The following is a 22,787-nucleotide window of genomic DNA, read 5'->3' as shown; positions in this document are numbered from 1 at the left end:
TGGGTTGTAGCTTTGTATCGAGCAGTTGTACTCGACCTTGGACTACCAAGGTTATAGGGACAAGCCGTACGGGCAATTAGTACTGGTTAGCTTAATGCATTACTGCACTTCCACACCCAGCCTATCAACGTCCTGGTCTCGAACGACCCTTCAAGGAGCTCAAGGCTCCGGGAAATCTCATCTCAAGGCAAGTTTCCCGCTTAGATGCTTTCAGCGGTTATCTCTTCCGAACTTAGCTACCCGGCAATGCCACTGGCGTGACAACCGGTACACCAGAGGTTCGTCCACTCCGGTCCTCTCGTACTAGGAGCAGCCCCCTTCAAATTTCCAACGCCCACGGCAGATAGGGACCAAACTGTCTCACGACGTTTTAAACCCAGCTCACGTACCACTTTAAATGGCGAACAGCCATACCCTTGGGACCGGCTACAGCCCCAGGATGTGATGAGCCGACATCGAGGTGCCAAACTCCCCCGTCGATATGAACTCTTGGGAGGAATCAGCCTGTTATCCCCAGAGTACCTTTTATCCGTTGAGCGATGGCCCTTCCATACAGAACCACCGGATCACTATGTCCTACTTTCGTACCTGCTCGACTTGTCGGTCTCGCAGTTAAGCACGCTTATGCCATTGCACTATTAGCACGATGTCCGACCGTACCTAGCGTACCTTCGAACTCCTCCGTTACACTTTAGGAGGAGACCGCCCCAGTCAAACTGCCTACCATGCACTGTCCCCGATCCGGATAACGGACCAAGGTTAGAACCTCAAATGAACCAGGGTGGTATTTCAAGGATGGCTCCACGAGAACTGGCGTCCCCGCTTCAAAGCCTCCCACCTATCCTACACAGATTGATTCAAAGTCCAATGCAAAGCTACAGTAAAGGTTCATGGGGTCTTTCCGTCTAGCCGCGGGTAGATTGCATCATCACAAACATTTCAACTTCGCTGAGTCTCGGGAGGAGACAGTGTGGCCATCGTTACGCCATTCGTGCAGGTCGGAACTTACCCGACAAGGAATTTCGCTACCTTAGGACCGTTATAGTTACGGCCGCCGTTTACTGGGACTTCAATCAAGAGCTTGCACCCCATCATTTAATCTTCCAGCACCGGGCAGGCGTCACACCCTATACGTCCACTTTCGTGTTTGCAGAGTGCTGTGTTTTTATTAAACAGTCGCAGCCACCATTTTATTGCAACCCTTTGGCCCTCATGGAGTAAACCAATCAAGCTACTAGGGCGTACCTTATCCCGAAGTTACGGTACCAATTTGCCGAGTTCCTTCTCCCGAGTTCTCTCAAGCGCCTTAGAATACTCATCTCGCCCACCTGTGTCGGTTTGCGGTACGGTCTCGTATGACTGAAGCTTAGAGGCTTTTCTTGGAACCACTTCCGATTGCTTCGTCGCACATGGCAACTCGTCTCGACCCCTTGAATTACGTGCCCGGATTTGCCTAAGCACCTTCTATGAGTCAAAAACTGACTATTCCAACAGTCAGACAACCTTCCGCGATCCGTCCCCCCATCGCATCATACGACGGTGCAGGAATATTAACCTGCTTCCCATCAGCTACGCATCTCTGCCTCGCCTTAGGGGCCGACTCACCCTGCTCCGATGAACGTTGAACAGGAAACCTTGGGCTTACGGCGTGCGGGCTTTTCACCCGCATTATCGCTACTCATGTCAGCATTCGCACTTCTGATACCTCCAGCATCCTTTACAAGACACCTTCGCAGGCTTACAGAACGCTCTCCTACCATATCCTTACGGATATCCGCAGCTTCGGTGACTGGCTTAGCCCCGTTACATCTTCCGCGCAGGACGACTCGATCAGTGAGCTATTACGCTTTCTTTAAATGGTGGCTGCTTCTAAGCCAACATCCTGACTGTTTTAGCCTTCCCACTTCGTTTTCCACTTAGCCAATCTTTGGGACCTTAGCTGGCGGTCTGGGTTGTTTCCCTCTTGACACCGGACGTTAGCACCCGATGTCTGTCTCCCAAGCTCGCACTCATCGGTATTCGGAGTTTGCAATGGTTTGGTAAGTCGCAATGACCCCCTAGCCATAACAGTGCTCTACCCCCGATGGTGATACTTGAGGCACTACCTAAATAGTTTTCGGAGAGAACCAGCTATTTCCAAGTTTGTTTAGCCTTTCACCCCTACCCACAGCTCATCCCCTAATTTTTCAACATTAGTGGGTTCGGACCTCCAGGGCGTGTTACCGCACCTTCATCCTGGCCATGGGTAGATCACTTGGTTTCGGGTCTACACCCAGCGACTGTCGCCCTGTTCGGACTCGATTTCTCTACGGCTCCCCTATCCGGTTAACCTCGCCACTGAATGTAAGTCGCTGACCCATTATACAAAAGGTACGCCGTCACCCCACGAAGAGGCTCCGACTGTTTGTATGCACACGGTTTCAGGATCTATTTCACTCCCCTCCCGGGGTTCTTTTCGCCTTTCCCTCACGGTACTGGTTCACTATCGGTCGATTACGAGTATTTAGCCTTGGAGGATGGTCCCCCATGTTCAGACAGGATTTCTCGTGTCCCGCCCTACTTGTCGTATGCTTAGTACCACCGGTCTGATTTCGTGTACGGGCTATCACCCACTATGGCGCCACTTTCCAGAGGCTTCCACTATCAGTCCGACTATCACATACAGGCTCATCCCATTTCGCTCGCCACTACTTTGGGAATCTCGGTTGATTTCTTTTCCTGCAGCTACTTAGATGTTTCAGTTCGCCGCGTTCGCTTTGCATGCCTATGTATTCAGCATGCAATGACCTAAAAGGCCGGGTTTCCCCATTCGGAAATCTGCGGATCAAAGCTCGTTTGCTAGCTCCCCGCAGCTTATCGCAAGCTACTACGTCCTTCATCGCCTGTAATCGCCAAGGCATCCACCATGTGCACTTATTCACTTGTCCCTATAACGTTGGCCTCTGCATGAGTTACAGAGATCGTCACAGGATTCAAGAGTACAACTATGTTTGCTTGATACAAATTACTACTACCCTAAGTGTGCTCGCTCATCATTTCTGATTCGCTTACACGCTTAAAAAAACTTTACTTCTTCCAGATTGTTAAAGAACGAAAAAACAGTGATCTCGAAAAGACCAAACCTAAATCTCATCAGTCATTTACTGACGACTTACGTTTGAACTTTTTTGGTGGAGGATGACGGGATCGAACCGACGACCCCCTGCTTGCAAAGCAGGTGCTCTCCCAGCTGAGCTAATCCCCCGAGAAACGTGGTAGGGCTGGTTGGACTCGAACCAACGACCCCCGCGTTATCAACACGGTGCTCTAACCAGCTGAGCTACAGCCCCGATAAAACTGTTCTTTACATTCAACAGTCGATAAGCGTGGACGCTTGATGATGCAGCTTTCGCCGCCGGTGCTACTCTAGAAAGGAGGTGATCCAGCCGCACCTTCCGATACGGCTACCTTGTTACGACTTCACCCCAGTCACGAATCCTACCGTGGTAAGCGCCCTCCTTGCGGTTAAGCTACCTACTTCTGGTAAAACCCGCTCCCATGGTGTGACGGGCGGTGTGTACAAGACCCGGGAACGTATTCACCGCGGCATGCTGATCCGCGATTACTAGCGATTCCAACTTCACGTAGTCGAGTTGCAGACTACGATCCGGACTACGATACACTTTCTGGGATTAGCTCCCCCTCGCGGGTTGGCGGCCCTCTGTATGTACCATTGTATGACGTGTGAAGCCCTACCCATAAGGGCCATGAGGACTTGACGTCATCCCCACCTTCCTCCGGTTTGTCACCGGCAGTCTCATTAGAGTGCTCAACTGAATGTAGCAACTAATGACAAGGGTTGCGCTCGTTGCGGGACTTAACCCAACATCTCACGACACGAGCTGACGACAGCCATGCAGCACCTGTGTTACGGTTCTCTTTCGAGCACTGCCAAATCTCTCCGGCATTCCGTACATGTCAAGGGTAGGTAAGGTTTTTCGCGTTGCATCGAATTAATCCACATCATCCACCGCTTGTGCGGGTCCCCGTCAATTCCTTTGAGTTTTAATCTTGCGACCGTACTCCCCAGGCGGTCTACTTCACGCGTTAGCTGCGTTACCAAGTTAATTAAAACCCGACAACTAGTAGACATCGTTTAGGGCGTGGACTACCAGGGTATCTAATCCTGTTTGCTCCCCACGCTTTCGTGCATGAGCGTCAATCTTGACCCAGGGGGCTGCCTTCGCCATCGGTGTTCCTCCACATCTCTACGCATTTCACTGCTACACGTGGAATTCTACCCCCCTCTGCCAGATTCTAGCCTTGCAGTCTCCAACGCAATTCCCAGGTTGAGCCCGGGGATTTCACGTCAGACTTACAAAACCGCCTGCGCACGCTTTACGCCCAGTAATTCCGATTAACGCTTGCACCCTACGTATTACCGCGGCTGCTGGCACGTAGTTAGCCGGTGCTTATTCTTCAGGTACCGTCATTAGCAAAGGATATTAGCCTCTACCGTTTCTTCCCTGACAAAAGAGCTTTACAACCCGAAGGCCTTCTTCACTCACGCGGCATTGCTGGATCAGGCTTGCGCCCATTGTCCAAAATTCCCCACTGCTGCCTCCCGTAGGAGTCTGGACCGTGTCTCAGTTCCAGTGTGGCTGGTCGTCCTCTCAGACCAGCTACTGATCGTCGCCTTGGTGAGCCTTTACCTCACCAACTAGCTAATCAGATATCGGCCGCTCCAAAAGCATAAGGCCCGAAGGTCCCCTACTTTCATCCGTGGATCGTATGCGGTATTAGCGTAACTTTCGCTACGTTATCCCCCACTTCTGGGTACGTTCCGATATATTACTCACCCGTTCGCCACTCGTCAGCGGAGCAAGCTCCCTGTTACCGTTCGACTTGCATGTGTAAAGCATGCCGCCAGCGTTCAATCTGAGCCAGGATCAAACTCTTCAGTTCAATCTCTGTTTGTTGACTCTTTCGAGTCACTCGCTATTGCTAGCGAGGTCGCTCACTCAAAATACTGACCGTCACTTCATTGCTGAAGCAACGTTAATACTTTTTGTGAACATTTGATAATTTAAGTAATCAAGAACCGAAGTTCTTGGCACCTTCATCAAACGCCCACACTTATCGACTGTTAATTTTTAAAGATCAGAATTCGGTTACTGCTTCATCTGCTGTCGCTTCGAATCGTTTTGTTCGTCAGCAGCAGAGGAATGAGATTATGCTCGTCCTGCTGAGCTTCGTCAACACCTAATTTTTCAGTTTTGTGACGAAACCGCATTGTTACGGATGAAGTCGACGAAGGCCCGTAGCGGCGCCGGCACCAGCCGCCGGCCCGAGTAGTACAGATAAGGTCCAGAGAACTGCGGCCACCACGGCTGCAGCACGGGCTTAAGCTCCCCACGCTCGACATACGGCTTCAGCCAGTCCTCGAACAGATAGATCACGCCCAAACCCTGCACCGCGGAATCGATCGCCAGGTCCAGCGCCCCGCCCACCTGCACCAGCAACTGCCCATTCGGCTCGATGGTCACCGTCTCGCCGCCCCGCTGGAACATCCAGTCGATCATCGCACCGCTGGCAAAGCGCGCGCGAATACATGCGCCGGGCGCCAGCTCGCGTGGATGCCCGGGCGCTCCATGGCGGGCCAGCCAGGCGGGAGAGGCCGCGGCCGCCATCCGCTGCGTGCGCGGGCCGATCGGCACGGCGATCATGTCCTGCTCCAGCCGCTCCTCGTAGCGGATGCCGGCGTCGCAGCCAGCTGCGAGCACGTCGACGAAGCTCTCCTCGGCCACCACCTCCAGGCGGATCTCGGGATATTTGGCAAGAAACGCCGGCACGATGGCCGGCAGCACCAGGCGCGCCGCACTCATCGAGACATTCAGGCGCAAGGTGCCGGTGGGCGTATCGCGAAAACTATTGACCACATCCAGGGCGCTGTCGATTTCGCTCCACACCGGATCCAGGCGCGCCAGCAGGCTGCTGCCTGCCTCGGTCGGCGCCACGCTGCGCGTCGTCCGGTTCAGCAGGCGCACGCCCAGACGCGCTTCCAGGCGCCGGACCGCTTCGCTCAAGCCGGAAGCGCTGCCGTCGGTTGCGCGTGCCGCTTCCCGGAAGCCGCCGGCGCGCGCAACGGCGACAAAGGCCGACAGATCTCCCAGCTCGATTTTCATTGTTCGTTTTTTCGTACAGCCCGTGTTGATTTCACCCGATTGTCACACAGATCGGCGCGATTTATCTTGATTGCACCAACTCACAACAAGGAGCGACACCATGTCCACCACGATCGATCAAGCCGGCACCCATACACTCGGCAACCGCACTGTCCGCCGCCTTGGCTATGGCGCCATGCAACTGGCCGGCCCAAACGCCTTCGGCCCGCCCAAGGATGCGGCCGTCGCGCGTGCGGTCCTGCGCGAGGCGTTGGAGCTTGGCGTCAACCACATCGACACCTCGGATTTCTACGGCCCACACGTCACCAACCAGTTGATACGTGAAGCGCTCCACCCCTACCGCGACGAGCTCGTCATCGTCACCAAGGTCGGCGCGCGACGGGACGCCGATGGCAGCTGGCTGCCCGCCTTCTCGGCACCCGAACTGGAGCAGGCCGTGCACGACAACCTGCGCAACCTGGGACTGGATACCCTGGAAGTCGTCAATCTGCGCGCCATGTTCGACCCCTACAAGCCGGCCGAAGGCTCGCTCGAGCCTCAGCTCGCCACACTCGCCGAGCTGCGCCAGCGCGGCCTGATCCGGCACATCGGCCTGAGTAACGTAACGCCGCGCCAGCTCGAGGAGGCGCAGCGCATCATGCCCATCGCCTGCGTCCAGAATATGTATAACCTGGTCCACCGCAATGACGACGCCATGATCGATGCGCTGGCGCGCCAGGGGATTCCTTACGTGCCGTTCTTCCCGCTCGGCGGCTTTTCGCCCCTGCAGTCGGACGCCCTGTCCGCCGTCGCCGCGCAACTCGGCGCGACACCCATGCAGGTGGCGATCGCCTGGCTGCTGCAGCGCTCGCCAAACATTCTGCTGATCCCGGGCACCTCGTCGCCTGTTCATCTGCGCGAAAACCTGGCAGCAGCCAAGCTCAGCCTGCCGCAGGACGTGCTCGCTCAGCTTGACGCGATCGCCACTCCTTAAAATGAATGAGTTTTACGCAACAGCACATATCGGCCGGCCAGAAAGCAAAAAAGCCCACCAGGCATCTGGTGGGCTTTCTCTCTATTGAATAGCCTGACGATAAACTACTTTCACACTGGTTGCAGCACTATCATCGTCGCAATGTCGTTTCACGGTCCTGTTCGGGATGGGAAGGGGTGGTACCGACTTGCTATGGTCATCAGGCATAACTTGCTGGAAAACTGTTCCTCTACTGGGCAACAGGCTTCCTGAATTCCGGCCTGCATTCTATCAGGCAAATCCGCCAAGTGCCAGCGTTATCGCCGGAACGATCAGAAGCGCGGCATGGGGCGCACATCGCCTGTCTTCATCTCCTTCTGGCGGATCGCTCCCCGCAGCGCGTCGATGCGCGCCCCCATCGATGGATGCGACGCCAGGTAGTGCGTGAACGCCGCCACGTCGTCCTCCTTGCGCTGCAAGGTCTCGAAGAATTCGGTGGCGCCACCGGCATGTTCGTAACGGCACTGCAAGATGTCGAGCGCCTTCCCGTCGGCCGCGGCCTCGCGCCCGCGCGAATAGCGGGATTCTCCCAGGTGCTGGGCCGGCAGCAGCACGCCGGCGGTCCCGGAGCCATCCCCCGTCAGCAAGGTAACGGCCGTCACCAGCACCAGCCGCCGCCCTAGCGCGCGCAAGTGATCGCGGTGCGCGAGGTGAGACAGCTCATGGGCCAGCACGAATGCCATGCCATTCTCGGAACGCACGCTGTCGAACAGCGCCGAATGCACGATGACCAGCCCGCCAGGCGCGACCATCGCATTCGGCGACGCCGAGCGGCTGACCCGCACCGTCACCGGCGCCTTCACCCCGGCGCACGTTTTCAGGCCATCCGCCAGGGCCTGCGCCCACGCCTCACGCCCTTGCAGCGCGGCCTCGCCGCGCGGCGCTGTCCAGGCCACCAGCTGCGTCAGCCTGGCCTCGGTCTCCGGGTTCATGCGCTCGACGACCACGTCGACCAGCCATCCCAGCGCCAGGTAAGCAGCGAAAATCACCGCCGACAGGCCGGCCAGGATGAGCACAAAATCCTTCAGTGGATGTTCGTGCGAGATATTGTCGTTATGCTCGGGCAGCGAAGCCTGGTATTTCATGCGGGCGCGAAGCCCTCCATATAATAGATGGCGGTGCCGTAGGCCAGCACCTCGACGCCGGTCACCTGGCGCGGCTGGCTGCCGGCCAGCGGCATCGTCTCCAGACGGACGTTGACGATCTCATGGGCGCCGGGGCAGCTTTCCTTCAGGCGCAGCAGCGCTTCCCGCTTGGCCCGGTCGAGCAAGGACTCATAGGACTTGACCGATCCACCCACGATCGAGCGCAAGGCGGAGGCCGCTTTCTTGAAATGGTCGACCGAGATGACCACGCTGCCCGTGACCAGCTCGCTGCGCGCGACCGGCGCCGTGCCCACCAGGGTGCGCAGCGAGGTGGCAGGCAGGTGCACGAACGCCTTTTCGCGCTCGATGATGGAGCGGTAATGCCTTCGCTCGGCCATCCTTCCGAAGACGTAGCCCAGCGCGACGGGCACCGTCCAGAAGGCGATGAGAAAAATGATTTCCATTACGCGACCGTCACTGCGGTGCCGTAGACATAGATCTCGGCGGCGCCGGCTGCCACCGACGAGGTCGAGAAGCGCACATTGACGATCGCATTCGCGCCCATCTGCTGCGCCTGCGACTTCATGCGCTCCGTGGCCTGCGCGCGCGACTCTTCCAGCAGCTCGGTATAGCCGCGCAGCTCGCCGCCAACCATATTCTTCAGGCCCGCCATGATGTCCCGCCCGACGTGCTTGGAACGCACCGAGCTGCCGGAGACGACGCCGTGGCAAACCGTAATGTTCTTGCCTGGGATGGTTTCGATATTCGTGAGAAGCATAATGGCATTCGAGTTAGAAAGAGTGGTCGATTGTAGACAGTAATCTTTATCACAAGCAACTCGCACTGCATATACAGGTCGAAAGCCTTGCCCGGCGCAGTAAAATACCGCCTTCCGCCGCAACCCTTCCCTTCCCCGCCATGACGATCCTGCTCTCGACCCTCAACGCCCGCTATACGCATGCCTCGCTCGGCCTGCGCTACCTGGCGGCCAATATGGGCCCGCTGCAAGAGCAGACCAGGATCCAGGAATTCGTCATCGGCGCCAAGACCACCGACCTGGTCGAGCGCATCCTGGCGCATACGCCGCGCATCGTCGGCTTCGGCGTCTATATCTGGAACGTGGAAGAGACCACCCGCCTGGTGGCCATGCTCAAGCGCGTGGCGCCGAACGTGACCATCATCCTGGGCGGCCCGGAAGTCTCGCACGAGACAGGCGAGCAGGAGATCGTCAAGCTGGCCGACTACGTCGTCACCGGCTGGGGCGACGTCACCTTCCCCAAGCTGTGCCGCGAGATCCTGGACGGCCCCAAGCCGATCATGAGGGTGCATGCGGGCGTGCAGCCGCCGATGGGAGAGATCGCCCTGCCCTACTCTTTATATAGTGAGGAGGACATCGCCCACCGCACCCTGTACGTGGAAGCTTCGCGCGGCTGCCCGTTCAAATGCGAATTCTGCCTGTCTTCGCTGGACAAGACGGCCTGGCCCTTCCCCTGGATGCCTTCCTGGCCGAGCTCGAGCTGCTGTACTCACGAGGCGCCCGCCTGTTCAAGTTCGTCGACCGCACCTTCAACCTGAACGTCAAGACCAGCCTGCGCATCATGCAGTTCTTCCTCGACAAAATCGAGGCCAGTCCGGACGACCCGGTCTACGCCCACTTCGAGCTGGTGCCCGACCATCTGCCGGAAGCGCTCAAGGAAACGATCGCCAAATTCCCGGCCGGCGCGCTGCAGTTCGAGATCGGCATCCAGAGCTTCAACCCCGAGGTGCAATCCCTGGTCAGCCGCCGCCAGAACAACGAGAAGGCAGCCGAGAACATCCGCTGGCTGACCCAGCACGCCACCGCCCACCTGCACGTGGACCTGATCGCCGGCCTCCCGGGCGAGGACGTGGCCAGCTTCGCGCGCGGCTTCGACCACCTGGTGAGCCTGGGCGCCGAAGAGATCCAGTTCGGCATCCTCAAGCGCCTGCGCGGCACGCCGATCATCCGCCATACCCAGGAATTCGGCATGGTCTACGATCCCTACCCGCCCTACACGGTGCTGGCGACAAGTAAAATCGACTTCGCCACCATGCAGCGCCTGGTGCGCTTTGCCCGCTACTGGGACCTGGTGGCCAACTCGGGCCGCTTCGCCAACACCATCCCGGTGCTGCTGGGCGAGAAGCCGTTCGATAACTTCATGGCCTTCTCGGACTGGATCTATGCGCACACCGACGCCACCCACCGCATTGCGCTCGACCGCCTGGCCAAGCTGGTGGCCCAGTGGCTGCAGAGGTGCGGCATGGATGCCGGCGAGGCGGCCGCGCTGCTGGCCAGCGACTATGCCGGCAAGGTCGATGCGCCGGTGCGCCCAGTGAAACCGGCGGCGGCGCCGAAAGCGGTCGCGCCAGCGCGCCAGGTGCGCCATCTGGCGGCCTGACACGCAACCGTATCGTGGCTGGCAACACAAACGATTCTCTTTTACACTGGCGCAATGCGGATTGAAAATGCGCCAACATTAACCATTCAACAGTCCGGCCAGGGTGCCGGCCAATCCGTCATTGCCGAGGGAGTCTGGCAAGTTCACGGCCTGTCGCAGCGCGGCGTCCTCAAGGGCATCACGCGCCAGCTGGCCGGGCTGAAGGACAAGGGAGCCTGCGAATGGGACCTGTCCGGCATCGAAAGCCTCGACCACATCGGCGCCCAGATGTTCTGGAATACCTGGAACAAGGAGCGCCCCAAGCGCCTCAAGCTCGACCCGCGCCAGGAAGACCTGTTCCGCCGCATCGAGGAGGCCGGCCAGATCAAGCTGCCGCGCCACCGGACGAGCCCCTTCCAATGGGTGATCGTGCTTGGCGCCGGCATCCTGAACTTCCTCGAGCACCTGCGCAGCTTCATCGGCCTGATCGGGATCCTGATCCAGGACCTGGGCCGCTTCCTGCGCCGTCCCCAGACCGGACCGTGGCGCGAAATCTCCGCCAACATCTATCACTCCGGCTTCCAGGCGCTGGGCATCACGGCCATGGTCGGCTTCCTGATCGGGATCGTGCTCTCCTACCTGTCGTCGCAGCAGCTGCGCATGTTCGGCGGCGACGCCTACCTCGTCAACATCCTCGGCATGGCGGTGATCCGCGAACTGGGCCCGCTGCTGGCCGCGATCCTGGTCGCAGGCCGCTCCGGCTCCTCGATCACGGCCCAGCTGGGCGTGATGCGGGTGACCGAGGAACTCGACGCCATGCTCGTGATGGGCATTTCGCATGGCTACCGCCTGATCATGCCCAAGGTGGTCGCGCTGGCGATCTCGATGCCGCTGCTGGTGGTCTGGACCGACGCCATGGCCCTGCTGGGCGGCATGGTTTCGGCAAAGATCGAGATGGGCATGTCGTTCCGCTACTTCCTGCAAAAGCTGCCGGACGCGGTGCCGTTCGTGAACTACACCATTGGCCTGCTCAAGGGCGCGACCTTCGGCGTGCTGATCGCCCTGATCTCGTGCCACTTCGGCCTGCGCATCAAGCCCAACACCGAGAGCCTGGGCCGCGGCACCACAACCTCGGTGGTCACCGCGATCACGGTGGTGATCCTGGCCGACGCGGTGTACGCCATCATCTTCAACGGGACGGGCTTCTGATGCCGGGAACCAGCAAACACCGCCGCCAGGAGCTGAACCGGCGCCCCGACGAGGAAGTCGGCGCGCCGGTGGTCCAGATCCGCAACCTGTGGACCAAATTCGGGCGCACGGTGGTGCACCAGGATCTGAACCTCGAGATCTACGGCGGCGAAATCCTCACCATCGTCGGCGGCTCCGGCACCGGCAAGACCGTGCTGCTGCGCCAGATGCTGGGCCTCGAGCGGCCGTCGCAGGGCAGCGTGCACGTGTTCGGCGAGGACATCAGCGCGGCCTCGCCCGAGCAGCTGCAGCGCATGCGCAACCATTGGGGCATGCTGTTCCAGCAGGGCGCGCTGTACTCGGCGCTGAGCGTGTTCGACAATATCGCCCTGCCGATGCGCGAATTGCGCTCCCTGCCCGAGGACGTGATCCGCGACGCCGTGCTGCTCAAGATGAATATGGTGGGCCTGGGCCCCGAGCACGCCAACAAGATGCCGGCCGACCTGTCGGGCGGGATGGTCAAGCGCGCCGCCCTGGCGCGCGCGCTGGCCCTCGAGCCGCAACTGCTGTTCCTGGACGAACCGACGGCAGGGCTGGACCCCGACCTGTCGGACGCCTTCGTCACCCTGATCCAGACCCTCCACCGCGAGCTGAAGCTCACGGTGGTGATGGTCACGCACGACCTGGACACCCTGTTCGCGCTGTCTTCGCGCATCGCGGTGCTGGCCGAGAAGCACGTGCTGGCGGTGGGACCGTCGTGCGACGTGCTGCAGGTCGAGCATCCCTTCATCAAACACTTTTTCCTGGGCCCGCGCGGCCAGCGGGCGCTGGAAGTGCTCGACGAGCGCCATGCCCAGCATGAATCGGAGAATCGATAGTTATGGAAAACAGGTCACATGCCCTGATGACCGGCATCTTCACGATCGCGCTCTTGGTGGCGACCGTCCTGATCGGCCTCTGGTTCAACCGCGACAAGACCGAGCTGGTGCCCTACGAGATCGTCACCACCCAGTCGATCCCCGGCCTGAACCCGCAAGCCACGGTGCGCTACCGCGGCCTGGAGGTCGGCCGCGTCGACGAGATCGTGTTCGACCCGCGCGTCACCGGCCAGATCCTCATCAGGCTGTCGGTGGACGCCGCCTCGCCGATCACCAGCACCACCTATGCCACGCTCGGCTACCAGGGCGTCACGGGAATCGCCTTCATCCAGCTCGACGACGAGCGCACCGGTTCGCCGCGCCTGCAGACGGGAGGAGATCGCATTGCCCGCATCCCGCTGCGCCCCGGCCTGCTCGACCAGCTGGAAGACCGCGGCCTGGCGATCCTCGAGAAGGCGGAGAAAGTAACCGCCAGCCTCGACGAACTGCTCAATGACGAGAACCGCGCCAAGATGGTCGGCGCCTTCGAGAGCGTCGAGCGCGCCGCCGACGCCTATGCCGCCATTCCGCAACGCCTCGATCCGGTGCTCGACCAGCTGCCCGGCCTGGTGAACAAGGTCAACCGCAGCATGGATTCGGTCGACACCCTGGCCACCAGCGCCACCTCGATGACGCGCAACTACGACCAGCTGGCGACCCGCCTGCAGGCGCCGGACGGCCCGATCGAGCGCCTGAACACCACCATCGGCGCGCTCGGCGCCGCCACCAGCGAGCTGGAACTGGAAACCCTGCCGCACGTGGTGCGGATGACCGACGAGGCGCGCGCCTCGCTGCGCGCGGTGCGGCGCACCGCCAACTCGTTCTCCGACCGCCCGCAAAGCATCCTGTTCGGCACCCCGGGCGACGCGCCGGGCCCCGGCGAGCCGGGCTTCGTGCCCCCGACCAAATGAGGACTACCGTGAATCGTCACACCTTCCGCTTCCCCGTCGCCGCCGTCTGCTGCGCCCTGCTGCTGGCCGGCTGCGCCAGCCAGGACCGCCCGCAGAATACCGTCTACGACTTCGGCGCGCCGTCGCTGCGCCCATTCACCCCGGCCACCCCTCCTGCCTCTCCGCTCGCGATCGTGGTGATGGACGTCACCGGCCCCAGCGGCCTGGACACCGAGCGCATGTTCTACCGCCTGAACTACGCCGACGCCCAGCAGGCGCGCACCTATGCCAGCAGCCGCTGGAGCGCCACGCCGGTGAACCTGGTCACCACCCGCATCAAGAGCCGCCTGTCGCAGGCGCACATGAAGGTGCTGTCGGCCACCGACGCCGCCAATGGCGTGCCGATCCTGCGCGTCGAGATCGACGATTTCGTGCACGCGTTCCCGAGCGCGGACCGCAGTGAAGGCCGGATCATGCTGCGCGCCTCGGTGTTTACCGAACACCGCCTGGTCGACCAGCGCAGCTTCGAGCGCGGCACGCCGGCATCGAGCCATGACGCGGCCGGCGGCGCGGCGGCGCTGGCGGCCAGCACCGACGGGCTGGCGGACGACATCGGCGCCTGGCTCGCCACCCTGAACCTGCAAGGCAAATGACCGAAGCGGAAGTCCCGGCAGACGTCGCCGCCGGCCGCTCGCGCGGCTCGCCCATCGTGCGCGCCGCGCTGCTGGCCTACCTGCTCCTGATCGTCTACGCCAGCTGGTTCCCGTTCACCGGCTGGCGCGACAGCGGCATCTCGCCGCTGGCCTTCCTCAATCTGGTCAAGCAGCGCTACTGGACCGGCTTCGACGCCGGCGTCAACATCGTCGGCTACATCCCGTTCGGCATGCTGCTGGTGCTGTCGATGTATCCGCGCGTGCGCGGCGTGTGGGCGGTGCTGCTGGCCACGTTCGCCGGCCTGCTCACCACCGGCACGATGGAGGCGGTGCAGACCTACCTGCCCAGCCGCGTGCCGTCGAACCTCGACTTCGTCACCAATGCCGGCGGCTGCTTCCTGGGCGCCATCCTCGGCGCGCTGTGGGCTCCGGGCCTGCTCGACCGCAGCCGCCTGTTCAAGCTGCGCCAGCGCTGGTTCGCGCCGCACGCCAGCCAGGGCCTGGTGCTGGTGGCCATGTGGCCGCTGGCCCAGATCTACCCGCAGAGCTACCTGTTCGGCCACGGCCAGGTGCTGCCCATCCTGTCCGGCTGGATGTCGTCCTGGCTCGACACCGAGATCGACCTGGTGGCCATGCTGCGCCCCGGCGACGACATCATGAGCGTGGAGCAGTACTGGCTGTCGGAGACCATCATCACTGCCTGCGGCATGACCGGCGCCGCCCTCACCCTGATGTGCCTGGTGCGCCGCGGCGCCCCGCGCTTCTGGCTCATGCTGGCCCTGCTGGCGAGCGCACTGGTGGTGAAAGCCTTCGCCAGCTCGCTGCTGTTCCGTCCCGATAACGCCCTGGTCTGGGTCACGCCGGGCGCCGAGGGAGGCTTCCTGATCGGCCTGATCATGCTGTCCGGCCTGGTATTCGCGCCGCAGGTGGCGCAGCGCCGGCTGGCGGTCGTGACCCTGATCCTGGCGCTGGTGGTGGTCAATACGATCCCGGTGAACCCGTATTTTTCGTCCACCCTGCAGGGCTGGGTGCAAGGCAAGTTCCTCAACTTTAACGGTGCGGCCGAGGGCCTGGCGCTGGCCTGGCCCTTCGTTGCCCTATGGTTCCTGCTGCTGCCCTCGCATAAACTCAATCGGCAATAAGAGCTTGTATGATGGCGCTTTGGCGCGACGCCATGCCACTCTTTCCAATGAGAACGACATGAACGATCAAGTGAACGAAGAGCAGTTTTACAAGCATCATGTATTTTTCTGCATGAACATCCGCGAGGGCAAGGATGCGCGCCCGAGCTGCGGCAAGTGCGGTTCCGAAAAAGCGCAGAAGCATGCCAAGAAACGCATCAAGGAGCTGGACCTGAGCGGCCAGGGCAAGGTGCGCATCAACCAGTCCGGCTGCCTCGACCGCTGCGAGGAAGGCCCGGTGCTCGTGGTCTACCCCGAAGGCACCTGGTACACCTACGTCGACACCGATGACATCGACGACATCATCGACACCCACCTGGTCGGCGGCAAGGTCGTCGACCGCCTCAAGATCTGATCGCCAAAGACGCTTTATGAACATCCATTCGCACAAATTCGAACTCGACGGCCCCGCCGGCAAGATGCAATGCCTGCTCGACCTGCCGGAAGGCGCGCCGCGCGGCGTCGCCCTGGTGGCGCATCCGCATCCGCTGTATGGCGGCACCATGGAAAACAAGGTTGCCCAGACGCTGGCGCGCACCTTCGTGACGCTCGGCTATGCGGCGGCGCGCTTCAATTTCCGCGGCGTGGGCGAATCCGAAGGCGTGCATGACGAAGGCCGCGGCGAAGTCGACGACATGGCCGTCATGTATGCGCACATGCGCGAGCAATATCCGGACCTGCCGATCACGCTGACCGGTTTCTCGTTCGGCACCTTCGTGCAGGCGCAGTTCGCGCTGCGCCTGGCGGCCGAGGGGCGGCCGGCCGAGCGCCTGGTGCTGGTGGGCACGGCGGCCGGCAAATGGCCGATGCCGGAAGTGCCGCAGGACACCATCCTGATCCACGGCGAACTGGACGACACTATTACCCTGAAGGAAGTTTTCGACTGGGCGCGACCGCTCGACCTGCCTGTCACCGTCATTACAGGCGCCGACCACTTCTTCCATCGCAAGCTCGGCCACATTAAAAATCTCGTGATTCAACTGTGGCGACGTGACATTTAGTCGTCACAGTCCCCTATAATAATTCCCTTCTCTTGAGGCAATGCTCCCTTTGGGACATTGCCTTGCGCTTTACCACCGCCCTACTTTAATGACGAAATACTCCCCATGAAAAAACTGTTAGCGGCCTTCGCCGCCAGCCTGGTGATGGTCTCGGCCAGTGCGCAAACCGTGCCCGCGCCCGCCATCGCCGCCAAATCGTGGTTGCTGCTCGACGCGACGAGCGGCCAGGTCATCGCCTCGCAAGAACAGAATATGCGCATCGAGCCGGCATCGCTGACCAAGGTCATGACGGCCTACGTCGCCTTTGCCGCGATCCGCGACAAACGCATCGCCATGGACCAGATGGTGAACGTGTCCGAGCGCGCCTGGAAAGTCGACTCCAGCAGCTCGAAGATGTTCATCGATCCGCGCGTGCCGGTGTCGATCAGCGACCTGCTGCATGGCCTGATGATCCAGTCGGGCAACGACGCCGCGGTCGCCATCGCCGAAGCGGTGGCGGGCGACGAAGCCACCTTCGTCACCCTGATGAACCGCGAGGCGCAGCGCATGGGCCTGAAGGGCACCCGCTTCGCCAATCCCCATGGTCTGCCGGACGCGAACAACTACTCGACCGCGGCCGACCTGGCGCAGCTGGCCGCCCACGTGATCCGCGACTTCCCCGAGTTCTACAAGATCGACTCGATCAAGCAGTTCACCTATAACAAGATCACCCAGCAGAACCGCAACCGCCTGCTGTGGCTGGACCCGACCGTGGACGGCATGAAGACCGGCCACACCAACTCGTCGGGCTACAGCATGATTGCCTCGGCGCGCCGTCCGAACGGCAGCACCGGCGAACGCCGCCTGATCTCGGTGGTGCTGGGCACCAGCTCGACCGACGTGCGCACCCAGGAAAGCCAGAAGCTCCTGAACTGGGGCTTCCAGAACTTCGACACCGTCAAGCTGTACTCGAAGGGCCAGGCGATCCAGACCCCGTCGATCTGGAAGGGCGCGCAATCGACCGTCAAGATCGGCTTCACGCGCGACATCCTGGTCACCGTGCCGAAAGGCGTGGCGGGCAAGCTCAAGCCGGTGCTGGAACGCCGCGACCCGCTGGTCGCGCCGCTGGCGCTGAACGGCCAGGTCGGCACCCTCAAGATGACCGTCGACGGCAAGCCGCTGCTGGTGCTGCCGGTGGTGGCGCTGGAAGAAGTGCAGGAAGCGAGCATTTTTGGCCGCGCCTGGGACTCGATGCGCCTCTGGCTGCAGTAAGCATCCGCGTTCGATCTTCGACAGCCCGTCCGCGCGTCATGCCGGACGGGCTTTTTTCATGCGCGGCGGCTGACGCGGCGCAGGCTTCGGGCCGCTATAATCATGCCATCCAGCCATCCCGAAAGAACCCCGATGCCGCAAGCGCCCGCCGAACTTCTCTTTCCCCGCATTCCGACGCGCGAAGGCGGCCTTGAGCTGTCGCGCATCGTGGCCGGCATGTGGCGCATGGTCGAATGGGACATGCCGGTCGCGGCGCGCGTCGACTTCATCGAACAGTGCCTGGCGCTGGGCGTGACGAGCTTCGACCACGCCGACATCTACGGCAACTACGGCGTCGAGGAACTGTTCGGCGAAGCGCTGCGCGCGCAGCCGTCGCTGCGCGACCGCATGGAACTGGTGAGCAAGTGCGGCATCAAGCTGTTGTCCAACAAGCACCCGGGCCACACGATCCAGCACTACGACACCAGCGCCAGCCACATCATGCGCTCGGCCGAGGAGTCGCTGCGCAAGCTGGGCACCGACCGCCTCGACCTGCTGCTGATCCACCGTCCGGATCCGCTGATGGAGTTCGACGAGATCGCCGCGGCCTTCACGCGCCTGAAACAGGACGGCAAGGTCCTGCACTTCGGCGTGTCGAACTTCACGCGCCACCAGTTCGAGTCGCTGAACCGCCGCATCGCACTCAGCACCAACCAGGTCGAGTTCTCTCCGCTGCACACCGCACCGATGTTCGACGAGACCTTCGACGGCCTGCAAGACCTGGGCGTCGCGCCGATGATCTGGTCGCCGCTGGGCGGCGGCCGCCTGTTCGGCGCACAGGATGAACGCGGCGCCGCGCTGCGCCAGGCCATCCAGGACGTGGCCGAGCGCATGGACAAGCCGTTCTGCAGCGTGGTGTTCGCGTGGATCATGCGCCTGCCCTGCCGGCCGATCCCGCTCACCGGCAGCGGCCGCATCGCGGCGATCCGCGAGGCGGTGCTGGGCGCCAGCTTCGAGCTCGAACGCGAGGACTGGTTCCGCATCCTGCGCGCCGCGCGCGGACACGAGGTGGCCTGAGATGGTCGAGGGCCCGCTCCGGATCGTCGAGGGCAAGGCCCTCAGCGCGCAGCAAAAGAAGGACTTGCTGAACCGGCTGGCCCGGATCGAGGGCCAGCTGCGCGGCGTGCAGAAACTGATCGCGCTGGCCGACTCGCCGTCGGATTGCGACGCGGTCGCGCAGCAGATGGCGGCGGCGCGCAAGGCGCTCGACCGTTCCTTCGTGCAATTGCTGACCTCATCGATCCTGACCCAGACCGGCGACGCCACCGATCTCGACGACGCGCGCGCCCGCGCCGCGCACCTGGCGGCGATGCTCGACAAGTTCGCGTGACAGCTCCTTAGTCTTCGAACACCTTGGGCGGCGCCACGCCGCGCCAGCCCAGCTTCCAGCCGATATTGAGCAGCAGGGTCACGCACACGTAGATCAGGAAGAACAGCACGAAGAAGCGCTCCTGCAGCAGCGCCAGCAGCACCAGGCACACGCCCAGCAGCGCCAGCATCACCTTGCCCTTCGGGTGCTTGGAGCTGGGGAAGCGGATGGTCGACACCATCAGCGCGCCGACGCAGACCATCAGCGCGCACACCAGGAAGGCCGGCGCCACCGCGATGACGGGATCGGGCCAGGCCACCACCACCGAGGCGACGCAGGCCGCGCCGGCGGTGATCGGCATGCCGACGAAGTAGCGCGGGTCGGTGCGGCCATGGCTGATGTTGAAGCGCGCCAGGCGCAGCGCGCCGCAGGTGACGAACACGAAGCAGGCCAGGCCGCCCATGCGCTCCAGGGTCGGGTGCACGTCGCCCAGCTGGGTGAAGCCGTAGCAGTACAGCAGCAGGCCGGGCGCGCAGCCGAAGTTCATCACGTCGGCGATCGAGTCGAGCTGCACGCCGAAGCTGGACTGGGTATTGGTGGCGCGCGCCACGAAACCGTCGAGCGCGTCGAACACGCCGGCCAGCACCAGCAGGATCGCGGCCAGGCGGAAGTCGTCCGGGTCGCCGATGCGTGCGTTGTCGACCGAGATCACGATGCTGGCGAAACCGCAGGCGATCGACAGCAGCGTCACGGAACTGGGCAGGGCGAACTTGGCGCGCGCAAGGCGTTGCTGGTTAGATAGCTTCAATGGTCGACTCGACATGGAAAATGTTGGCTTATTCTACAGGGTGGCTCCCAAGGGTGTTGCGCGATGGTTGCAGCGTCGGCCGCGATCGTTGTTTTTGGCCTAGAATGATGCCCCACGCTTATGTATTGACAGGAGTTGCAAAATGAGCTATACGCCACGCTGGCAGTCGATTGCCGCGATCCTGGGCGCTGCCCTGGCCCTGAGTGCATGCGGCGATGGTGGCGGCGACAGCCCGGCGCCCCAGGCCGGTGGCGGCATGGCAGTCGCGCCAAGTCCCGCCGCACCTGCCCCCGCGCCCGCCCCGGCGGTGGGTGCCCCCGCCCTGACCGGCAGTATCGCCCTCGACGGCCGCAACTGGATCAATTACCGGCGCGCCCAGGCCGGCGTGCCGACGGTGACGCCGAACGCGCAGATCGACAACGCGGCGCTTGGGCACTCCGAATACCTGCGCATCAACAACCTGATGAGCCACGACCAGGAGCCGGGCCGCCAGGGCTTCACCGGCGCCACCCTGGGTGACCGCCTGAACGCTGCCGGCTACACGCTGGACCGGGCGCGCGGTTTCGCCTATGGCGAGGTGATCTCCGGCAGCAGCAACGGCTCGGGCTTCTTCATGACCGAAGAACTGATCACGGCGATCTATCACCGCTTCGTGATCTTCGAGCCGATGTTCCGCGAAATCGGCACCGGCGCCGCCAGCGCCAGCCGCGGCTACCACTATTTCACCGCCGATTTCGCCAGCCGCAACGGCTATGGCCCGGCATCGCAAGCGGCACGATCGTCACCTGGCCCTTCAGCGGCCAGACCGGCGTCGCGCCCAACTTCTTCAGCGATACCGAGGAACCGGACCCGGTCCCGGACCGCAACGAGGTGGGGTATCCGATCAGCGTGCACACCAATCTCGATTCGACGCTGGCGGTCGGCAGCTTCACGGTGCGCCCGCGCGGCGGCGCCGACCTGCAGGTGCTGCGCGTCGATCCGCTCAGGAACGTGAGCGCGGCTTCGATCATTCCCGTGCTCCCGCTGCGCGCGGCCACGACCTACGAGGTCAATTTCACCGGCACGGTCAATGGCGCGGCGGTTGCGCGCGCCTGGTCGTTCACGACGCGGTGAGCGGCGCAGCGGTGGCCATCGACTTCGGGGCCGGCCTGGAACGGGTGATGGATGACCGCGCGCTGTTCCTGCGCGTGCTGGGACGCTTCGCCGGCGACTACCGCGACCTCGCGGCGCGCCTGCATGCGGCGCTGGATGCCGGCGACGCCGTGCTGGCCCACCGCATCGCCCACACGCTCAAGGGCGCGGCCGGGATGATCGAGGCGAACCGGCTGCGCCAGCTGGCGCTGGAGGTCGAGCTGGCGCTGAAGGCCGGCGGCGCGGCGCCGCTGGCGCTGATCGCGGCGCTGGACGAGGAGCTGGCGCGGGTGCTGGCGGAAGTCGACGCGCTGCTGGCCGCGCCTGAAATGCCGGCGCCGGCGCCGGCAAGCTCGCCGGCGAACTTGTCAACAACGTCGCCGGCCGCCCGGGAAGACCTGGCGCGCCTGCGCGACATGCTCGACCTCGGCGACGGCCGCGCGCCGGACCTGGCCGCGCAATTGCGTCCGCGCCTGCTGGCGAGCATGGGAAGCGAGAAGGTGGCGGCGTTCGACGCGGCGCTCAGGCGCTTCGATTTCGAAAACGCACTGGCGCTGCTGGAGCAAGCCGACGGGCGCTAGCCGTCAGCGCGTGAACTCGGCTTCTTCGTCGAAGGAATCGGCGCAGGACTTGCCGCAGAAGCGCCGCACGCTGTCGAGCGGCTTTTCGCAGTACCAGCACGAGCCCTTGGCCGGAAGACTGGCGCGGGTCGGCATGCTGCCCGTGGAGGCAACGGAGACGGCCACCGGCGGCTCAGCTGGCAGCCCACTGTCCGGAAGACTCTCGTGTGTCGTTTCCAAGATCCACCCCCTGATACGGCAGCCTCTAGTCAGAGAAAGATTACTTCAGCGGAACTCCGTGCGCATGAGAAAGCGCAAGCCGGACCGCGACAGGCGAACCCATCACGACTTTCGTTGCGTATCAGTGTGCGCCCAATGCCAGGCGGGTGCAATCCCCTGCCTGGCTCACGATGAGCGATTTGACATGTGTGCAACGTTTCCGCTGCACGAGCCACGATGCACCGCCAAAAATCGTAGTGTAATGCCAACTGTCGGCGTTCACGCTTGTGTACGCAGCTTGTTTCACCGCTTATTTTGCCGGCTCGAGCGTCACGACCAGGCCGGTGCGCGTGGTCTGGATGCGCGTGGGAACGAATTGCACACCCGCATAGCGCAGGTCTTTCTGTTCGAAGGAGTAGACCGGCATGTCGCGCGCGACGGTGTCGATCAGGCCATTGGCAACGCGGGTCAGGTGACGCTCGGCTTCGGGGTTGCCGAGCCGCAGGCTGTCGACGCGCGGCTCGGCCATCATGACGGCGGCGCGGCCCGGGTCGACGTACAGGCGGCCCGAAAACGCGATATTGCCGTTCCAGGCGCGCGCGAACGGTGGCGCGACCGAGGCGTCGACGGCCAGCGCGACCCGGTCCTGGTCCGGCTGGATCGCCAGCTGCGGACGGGTGAGCTGGACGTCGAACAGTTCCAGCAGACGCTCGTTGACGGGGAAGCGCTTGTCCAGGCCGGCCTGCAGCTTGTGCAGCGGCAGCTCGACCTGGCGCGGGCCGATCAGGCTGGGGCAGGAGGCCAGCAGGCTAGCGCCGACCGCGATGGCGGCCAGCCTGACGACCGTACGCCGCCTTGGCGTGGAGGAATGAGGTGGCGTGTATTTATCCATGTTCAAAGCCTAGCACGAGCCCGTCCATGACTCATTGACCGTTACGATACAGAAGGTGGAGAGAGGAGGATACGTCCCTTAGGTATAGGAG

21 protein-coding genes, 2 tRNA genes, 3 rRNA genes and 1 pseudogene are annotated in these 22,787 nt (G+C 62.4%); 15 read left to right on the top strand and 12 right to left on the bottom strand.

All coding sequences use genetic code 11. The annotated features are described in order from the left end of the window. Window positions 1-55: 55 nt before the first annotated feature. The 5 genes from DIR46_RS15100 to DIR46_RS15080 form a co-directional block, all read right to left on the bottom strand. A 23S ribosomal RNA gene (locus DIR46_RS15100) occupies window positions 56-2,927 on the bottom strand. Window positions 2,928-3,168: 241 nt separating this feature from the next. Next, window positions 3,169-3,244 (bottom strand) — tRNA-Ala (locus DIR46_RS15095). 8 nt (window positions 3,245-3,252) lie between these two features. Then, window positions 3,253-3,329: transfer RNA gene (locus DIR46_RS15090), tRNA-Ile, on the bottom strand. An 80-nt stretch (window positions 3,330-3,409) separates the two neighbouring features. Further along, window positions 3,410-4,944, bottom strand: a 16S ribosomal RNA gene (locus DIR46_RS15085). The 16S and 23S rRNA genes sit together here with 2 tRNA genes alongside, the layout of an rRNA operon. Before the next feature lie 305 nt (window positions 4,945-5,249). Then, a complete protein-coding gene (locus DIR46_RS15080; RefSeq protein ID WP_109345959.1) occupies window positions 5,250-6,164 on the bottom strand; it encodes a LysR substrate-binding domain-containing protein in 915 nt (304 codons plus the stop codon). A 100-nt stretch (window positions 6,165-6,264) separates the two neighbouring features. Between DIR46_RS15080 and DIR46_RS15075 the strand changes: the two genes are divergently transcribed. Next, on the top strand, window positions 6,265-7,137 hold the full coding sequence (locus tag DIR46_RS15075) for an aldo/keto reductase family oxidoreductase (protein WP_109345958.1): 873 nt from the start codon (window positions 6,265-6,267) through the stop codon (window positions 7,135-7,137). A 91-nt stretch (window positions 7,138-7,228) separates the two neighbouring features. Here DIR46_RS15075 and rrf read toward each other — a convergent pair. The 4 genes from rrf to DIR46_RS15055 form a co-directional block, all read right to left on the bottom strand. Continuing rightward, window positions 7,229-7,341, bottom strand: a 5S ribosomal RNA gene (rrf, locus tag DIR46_RS15070). Between the two features lie 107 nt (window positions 7,342-7,448). Beyond that, a complete protein-coding gene (locus tag DIR46_RS15065; RefSeq protein WP_109345957.1) occupies window positions 7,449-8,261 on the bottom strand; it encodes a M48 family metallopeptidase in 813 nt (270 codons plus the stop codon). Continuing rightward, window positions 8,258-8,725 carry a YbjQ family protein gene (locus DIR46_RS15060; protein ID WP_109345956.1) on the bottom strand — a complete coding sequence of 156 codons (468 nt, stop codon included), beginning with the start codon at window positions 8,723-8,725 and terminating at the stop codon, window positions 8,258-8,260. The genes DIR46_RS15065 and DIR46_RS15060 overlap by 4 nt, the downstream gene beginning before the upstream one ends. After that, a complete protein-coding gene (locus tag DIR46_RS15055; protein WP_109345955.1) occupies window positions 8,725-9,039 on the bottom strand; it encodes a YbjQ family protein in 315 nt (104 codons plus the stop codon). Before DIR46_RS15055 ends, DIR46_RS15060 begins: the two co-directional genes overlap by 1 nt. 140 nt (window positions 9,040-9,179) lie before the next feature. Between DIR46_RS15055 and DIR46_RS15050 the strand changes: the two are divergent. The 11 genes and pseudogenes from DIR46_RS15050 (at window position 9,180) to DIR46_RS15000 (ending at window position 19,107) form a co-directional block, all read left to right on the top strand. Further along, window positions 9,180-10,678 (top strand): annotated as a pseudogene (locus DIR46_RS15050) (B12-binding domain-containing radical SAM protein). A 54-nt stretch (window positions 10,679-10,732) separates the two neighbouring features. Further along, a complete protein-coding gene (locus tag DIR46_RS15045) occupies window positions 10,733-11,866 on the top strand; it encodes an MlaE family ABC transporter permease (RefSeq protein ID WP_109345954.1) in 1,134 nt (377 codons plus the stop codon). Next, window positions 11,866-12,723 carry an ABC transporter ATP-binding protein gene (locus DIR46_RS15040; protein WP_109345953.1) on the top strand — a complete coding sequence of 286 codons (858 nt, stop codon included), beginning with the start codon at window positions 11,866-11,868 and terminating at the stop codon, window positions 12,721-12,723. The genes DIR46_RS15045 and DIR46_RS15040 overlap by 1 nt, the downstream gene beginning before the upstream one ends. A gap of 2 nt (window positions 12,724-12,725) precedes the next feature. After that, window positions 12,726-13,673, top strand: a complete 948-nt coding sequence (locus tag DIR46_RS15035) for an MlaD family protein (RefSeq protein ID WP_109345952.1) — start codon at window positions 12,726-12,728, stop codon at window positions 13,671-13,673. Window positions 13,674-13,681: 8 nt separating this feature from the next. Further along, window positions 13,682-14,305, top strand: coding sequence for an ABC-type transport auxiliary lipoprotein family protein (locus DIR46_RS15030; RefSeq protein ID WP_307719097.1), 624 nt, complete (start codon window positions 13,682-13,684; stop codon window positions 14,303-14,305). Continuing rightward, the gene (locus tag DIR46_RS15025) at window positions 14,302-15,447 is read left to right on the top strand and encodes a VanZ family protein (RefSeq protein WP_109345950.1); all 1,146 of its coding nucleotides are present in this window, start codon (window positions 14,302-14,304) and stop codon (window positions 15,445-15,447) included. Before DIR46_RS15030 ends, DIR46_RS15025 begins: the two co-directional genes overlap by 4 nt. A gap of 58 nt (window positions 15,448-15,505) precedes the next feature. Next, window positions 15,506-15,841, top strand: a complete 336-nt coding sequence (locus tag DIR46_RS15020; protein ID WP_205288983.1) for a (2Fe-2S) ferredoxin domain-containing protein — start codon at window positions 15,506-15,508, stop codon at window positions 15,839-15,841. 16 nt (window positions 15,842-15,857) lie between these two features. Then, entirely contained in the window at window positions 15,858-16,487 is a 630-nt protein-coding gene (locus DIR46_RS15015; RefSeq protein WP_109345949.1) for an alpha/beta hydrolase, read from the top strand. Between the two features lie 105 nt (window positions 16,488-16,592). Then, window positions 16,593-17,738, top strand: coding sequence for a D-alanyl-D-alanine carboxypeptidase family protein (locus tag DIR46_RS15010; protein WP_109345948.1), 1,146 nt, complete (start codon window positions 16,593-16,595; stop codon window positions 17,736-17,738). Between the two features lie 132 nt (window positions 17,739-17,870). Further along, complete coding sequence (locus tag DIR46_RS15005) at window positions 17,871-18,794, top strand: aldo/keto reductase (RefSeq protein ID WP_109345947.1); 924 nt, start codon at window positions 17,871-17,873, stop codon at window positions 18,792-18,794. Between the two features lies 1 nt (window position 18,795). Next, window positions 18,796-19,107, top strand: coding sequence for a metal-sensitive transcriptional regulator (locus tag DIR46_RS15000; protein ID WP_109345946.1), 312 nt, complete (start codon window positions 18,796-18,798; stop codon window positions 19,105-19,107). A gap of 7 nt (window positions 19,108-19,114) precedes the next feature. On the opposite strand, the gene pssA is transcribed toward DIR46_RS15000, so the two are convergent. After that, window positions 19,115-19,894, bottom strand: coding sequence for a CDP-diacylglycerol--serine O-phosphatidyltransferase (gene pssA, locus DIR46_RS14995; RefSeq protein ID WP_109345945.1), 780 nt, complete (start codon window positions 19,892-19,894; stop codon window positions 19,115-19,117). A 142-nt stretch (window positions 19,895-20,036) separates the two neighbouring features. Between pssA and DIR46_RS14990 the strand changes: the two genes are divergently transcribed. From DIR46_RS14990 to DIR46_RS14985, 3 genes are read left to right on the top strand one after another with little or no spacing between them, the layout of a single operon-like run. Then, on the top strand, window positions 20,037-20,888 hold the full coding sequence (locus DIR46_RS14990) for a CAP domain-containing protein (protein WP_307719096.1): 852 nt from the start codon (window positions 20,037-20,039) through the stop codon (window positions 20,886-20,888). Continuing rightward, window positions 20,828-21,007, top strand: coding sequence for an Ig-like domain-containing domain (locus DIR46_RS27755; RefSeq protein ID WP_307719095.1), 180 nt, complete (start codon window positions 20,828-20,830; stop codon window positions 21,005-21,007). The genes DIR46_RS14990 and DIR46_RS27755 overlap by 61 nt, the downstream gene beginning before the upstream one ends. Continuing rightward, window positions 21,004-21,606: an Hpt domain-containing protein gene (locus DIR46_RS14985; RefSeq protein WP_229446266.1), complete on the top strand. Its 603-nt coding sequence runs from the start codon at window positions 21,004-21,006 to the stop codon at window positions 21,604-21,606. Before DIR46_RS27755 ends, DIR46_RS14985 begins: the two co-directional genes overlap by 4 nt. Window positions 21,607-21,609: 3 nt before the next feature. On the opposite strand, the gene DIR46_RS14980 is transcribed toward DIR46_RS14985, so the two are convergent. Further along, window positions 21,610-21,771 carry a hypothetical protein gene (locus tag DIR46_RS14980; protein ID WP_229446265.1) on the bottom strand — a complete coding sequence of 54 codons (162 nt, stop codon included), beginning with the start codon at window positions 21,769-21,771 and terminating at the stop codon, window positions 21,610-21,612. A 343-nt stretch (window positions 21,772-22,114) separates the two neighbouring features. Beyond that, the gene (locus DIR46_RS14975) at window positions 22,115-22,696 is read right to left on the bottom strand and encodes a DUF1439 domain-containing protein (protein ID WP_109345943.1); all 582 of its coding nucleotides are present in this window, start codon (window positions 22,694-22,696) and stop codon (window positions 22,115-22,117) included. Window positions 22,697-22,787: the final 91 nt, after the last annotated feature.

Source organism: Massilia oculi, assembly GCF_003143515.1.
GTDB lineage: Bacteria > Pseudomonadota > Gammaproteobacteria > Burkholderiales > Burkholderiaceae_D > Telluria > Telluria oculi.
The sequence above is the reverse complement of the archived record's forward strand: the minus strand, read 5'-3'. Positions and strand labels throughout refer to the sequence as shown.

What these genes read in the sequence shown, in the direction of transcription:
- DIR46_RS15005 (WP_109345947.1), top strand. Translation starts at nt 17,871, where the DNA reads ATGCCGCAAGCGCCCGCCGAACTTCTCTTTCCCCGCATTCCGACGCGC.
- DIR46_RS15000 (WP_109345946.1), top strand. Translation starts at nt 18,796, where the DNA reads ATGGTCGAGGGCCCGCTCCGGATCGTCGAGGGCAAGGCCCTCAGCGCG.
- DIR46_RS14975 (WP_109345943.1), bottom strand. Translation starts at nt 22,696, where the DNA reads ATGGATAAATACACGCCACCTCATTCCTCCACGCCAAGGCGGCGTACG.
- DIR46_RS15080 (WP_109345959.1), bottom strand. Translation starts at nt 6,164, where the DNA reads ATGAAAATCGAGCTGGGAGATCTGTCGGCCTTTGTCGCCGTTGCGCGC.
- DIR46_RS15055 (WP_109345955.1), bottom strand. Translation starts at nt 9,039, where the DNA reads ATGCTTCTCACGAATATCGAAACCATCCCAGGCAAGAACATTACGGTT.
- DIR46_RS15020 (WP_205288983.1), top strand. Translation starts at nt 15,506, where the DNA reads ATGAACGATCAAGTGAACGAAGAGCAGTTTTACAAGCATCATGTATTT.
- DIR46_RS15045 (WP_109345954.1), top strand. Translation starts at nt 10,733, where the DNA reads ATGCGGATTGAAAATGCGCCAACATTAACCATTCAACAGTCCGGCCAG.
- DIR46_RS15025 (WP_109345950.1), top strand. Translation starts at nt 14,302, where the DNA reads ATGACCGAAGCGGAAGTCCCGGCAGACGTCGCCGCCGGCCGCTCGCGC.
- DIR46_RS15075 (WP_109345958.1), top strand. Translation starts at nt 6,265, where the DNA reads ATGTCCACCACGATCGATCAAGCCGGCACCCATACACTCGGCAACCGC.
- DIR46_RS14990 (WP_307719096.1), top strand. Translation starts at nt 20,037, where the DNA reads ATGAGCTATACGCCACGCTGGCAGTCGATTGCCGCGATCCTGGGCGCT.
- DIR46_RS15040 (WP_109345953.1), top strand. Translation starts at nt 11,866, where the DNA reads ATGCCGGGAACCAGCAAACACCGCCGCCAGGAGCTGAACCGGCGCCCC.
- DIR46_RS15015 (WP_109345949.1), top strand. Translation starts at nt 15,858, where the DNA reads ATGAACATCCATTCGCACAAATTCGAACTCGACGGCCCCGCCGGCAAG.
- DIR46_RS15065 (WP_109345957.1), bottom strand. Translation starts at nt 8,261, where the DNA reads ATGAAATACCAGGCTTCGCTGCCCGAGCATAACGACAATATCTCGCAC.
- DIR46_RS15010 (WP_109345948.1), top strand. Translation starts at nt 16,593, where the DNA reads ATGAAAAAACTGTTAGCGGCCTTCGCCGCCAGCCTGGTGATGGTCTCG.
- DIR46_RS15035 (WP_109345952.1), top strand. Translation starts at nt 12,726, where the DNA reads ATGGAAAACAGGTCACATGCCCTGATGACCGGCATCTTCACGATCGCG.
- DIR46_RS15060 (WP_109345956.1), bottom strand. Translation starts at nt 8,725, where the DNA reads ATGGAAATCATTTTTCTCATCGCCTTCTGGACGGTGCCCGTCGCGCTG.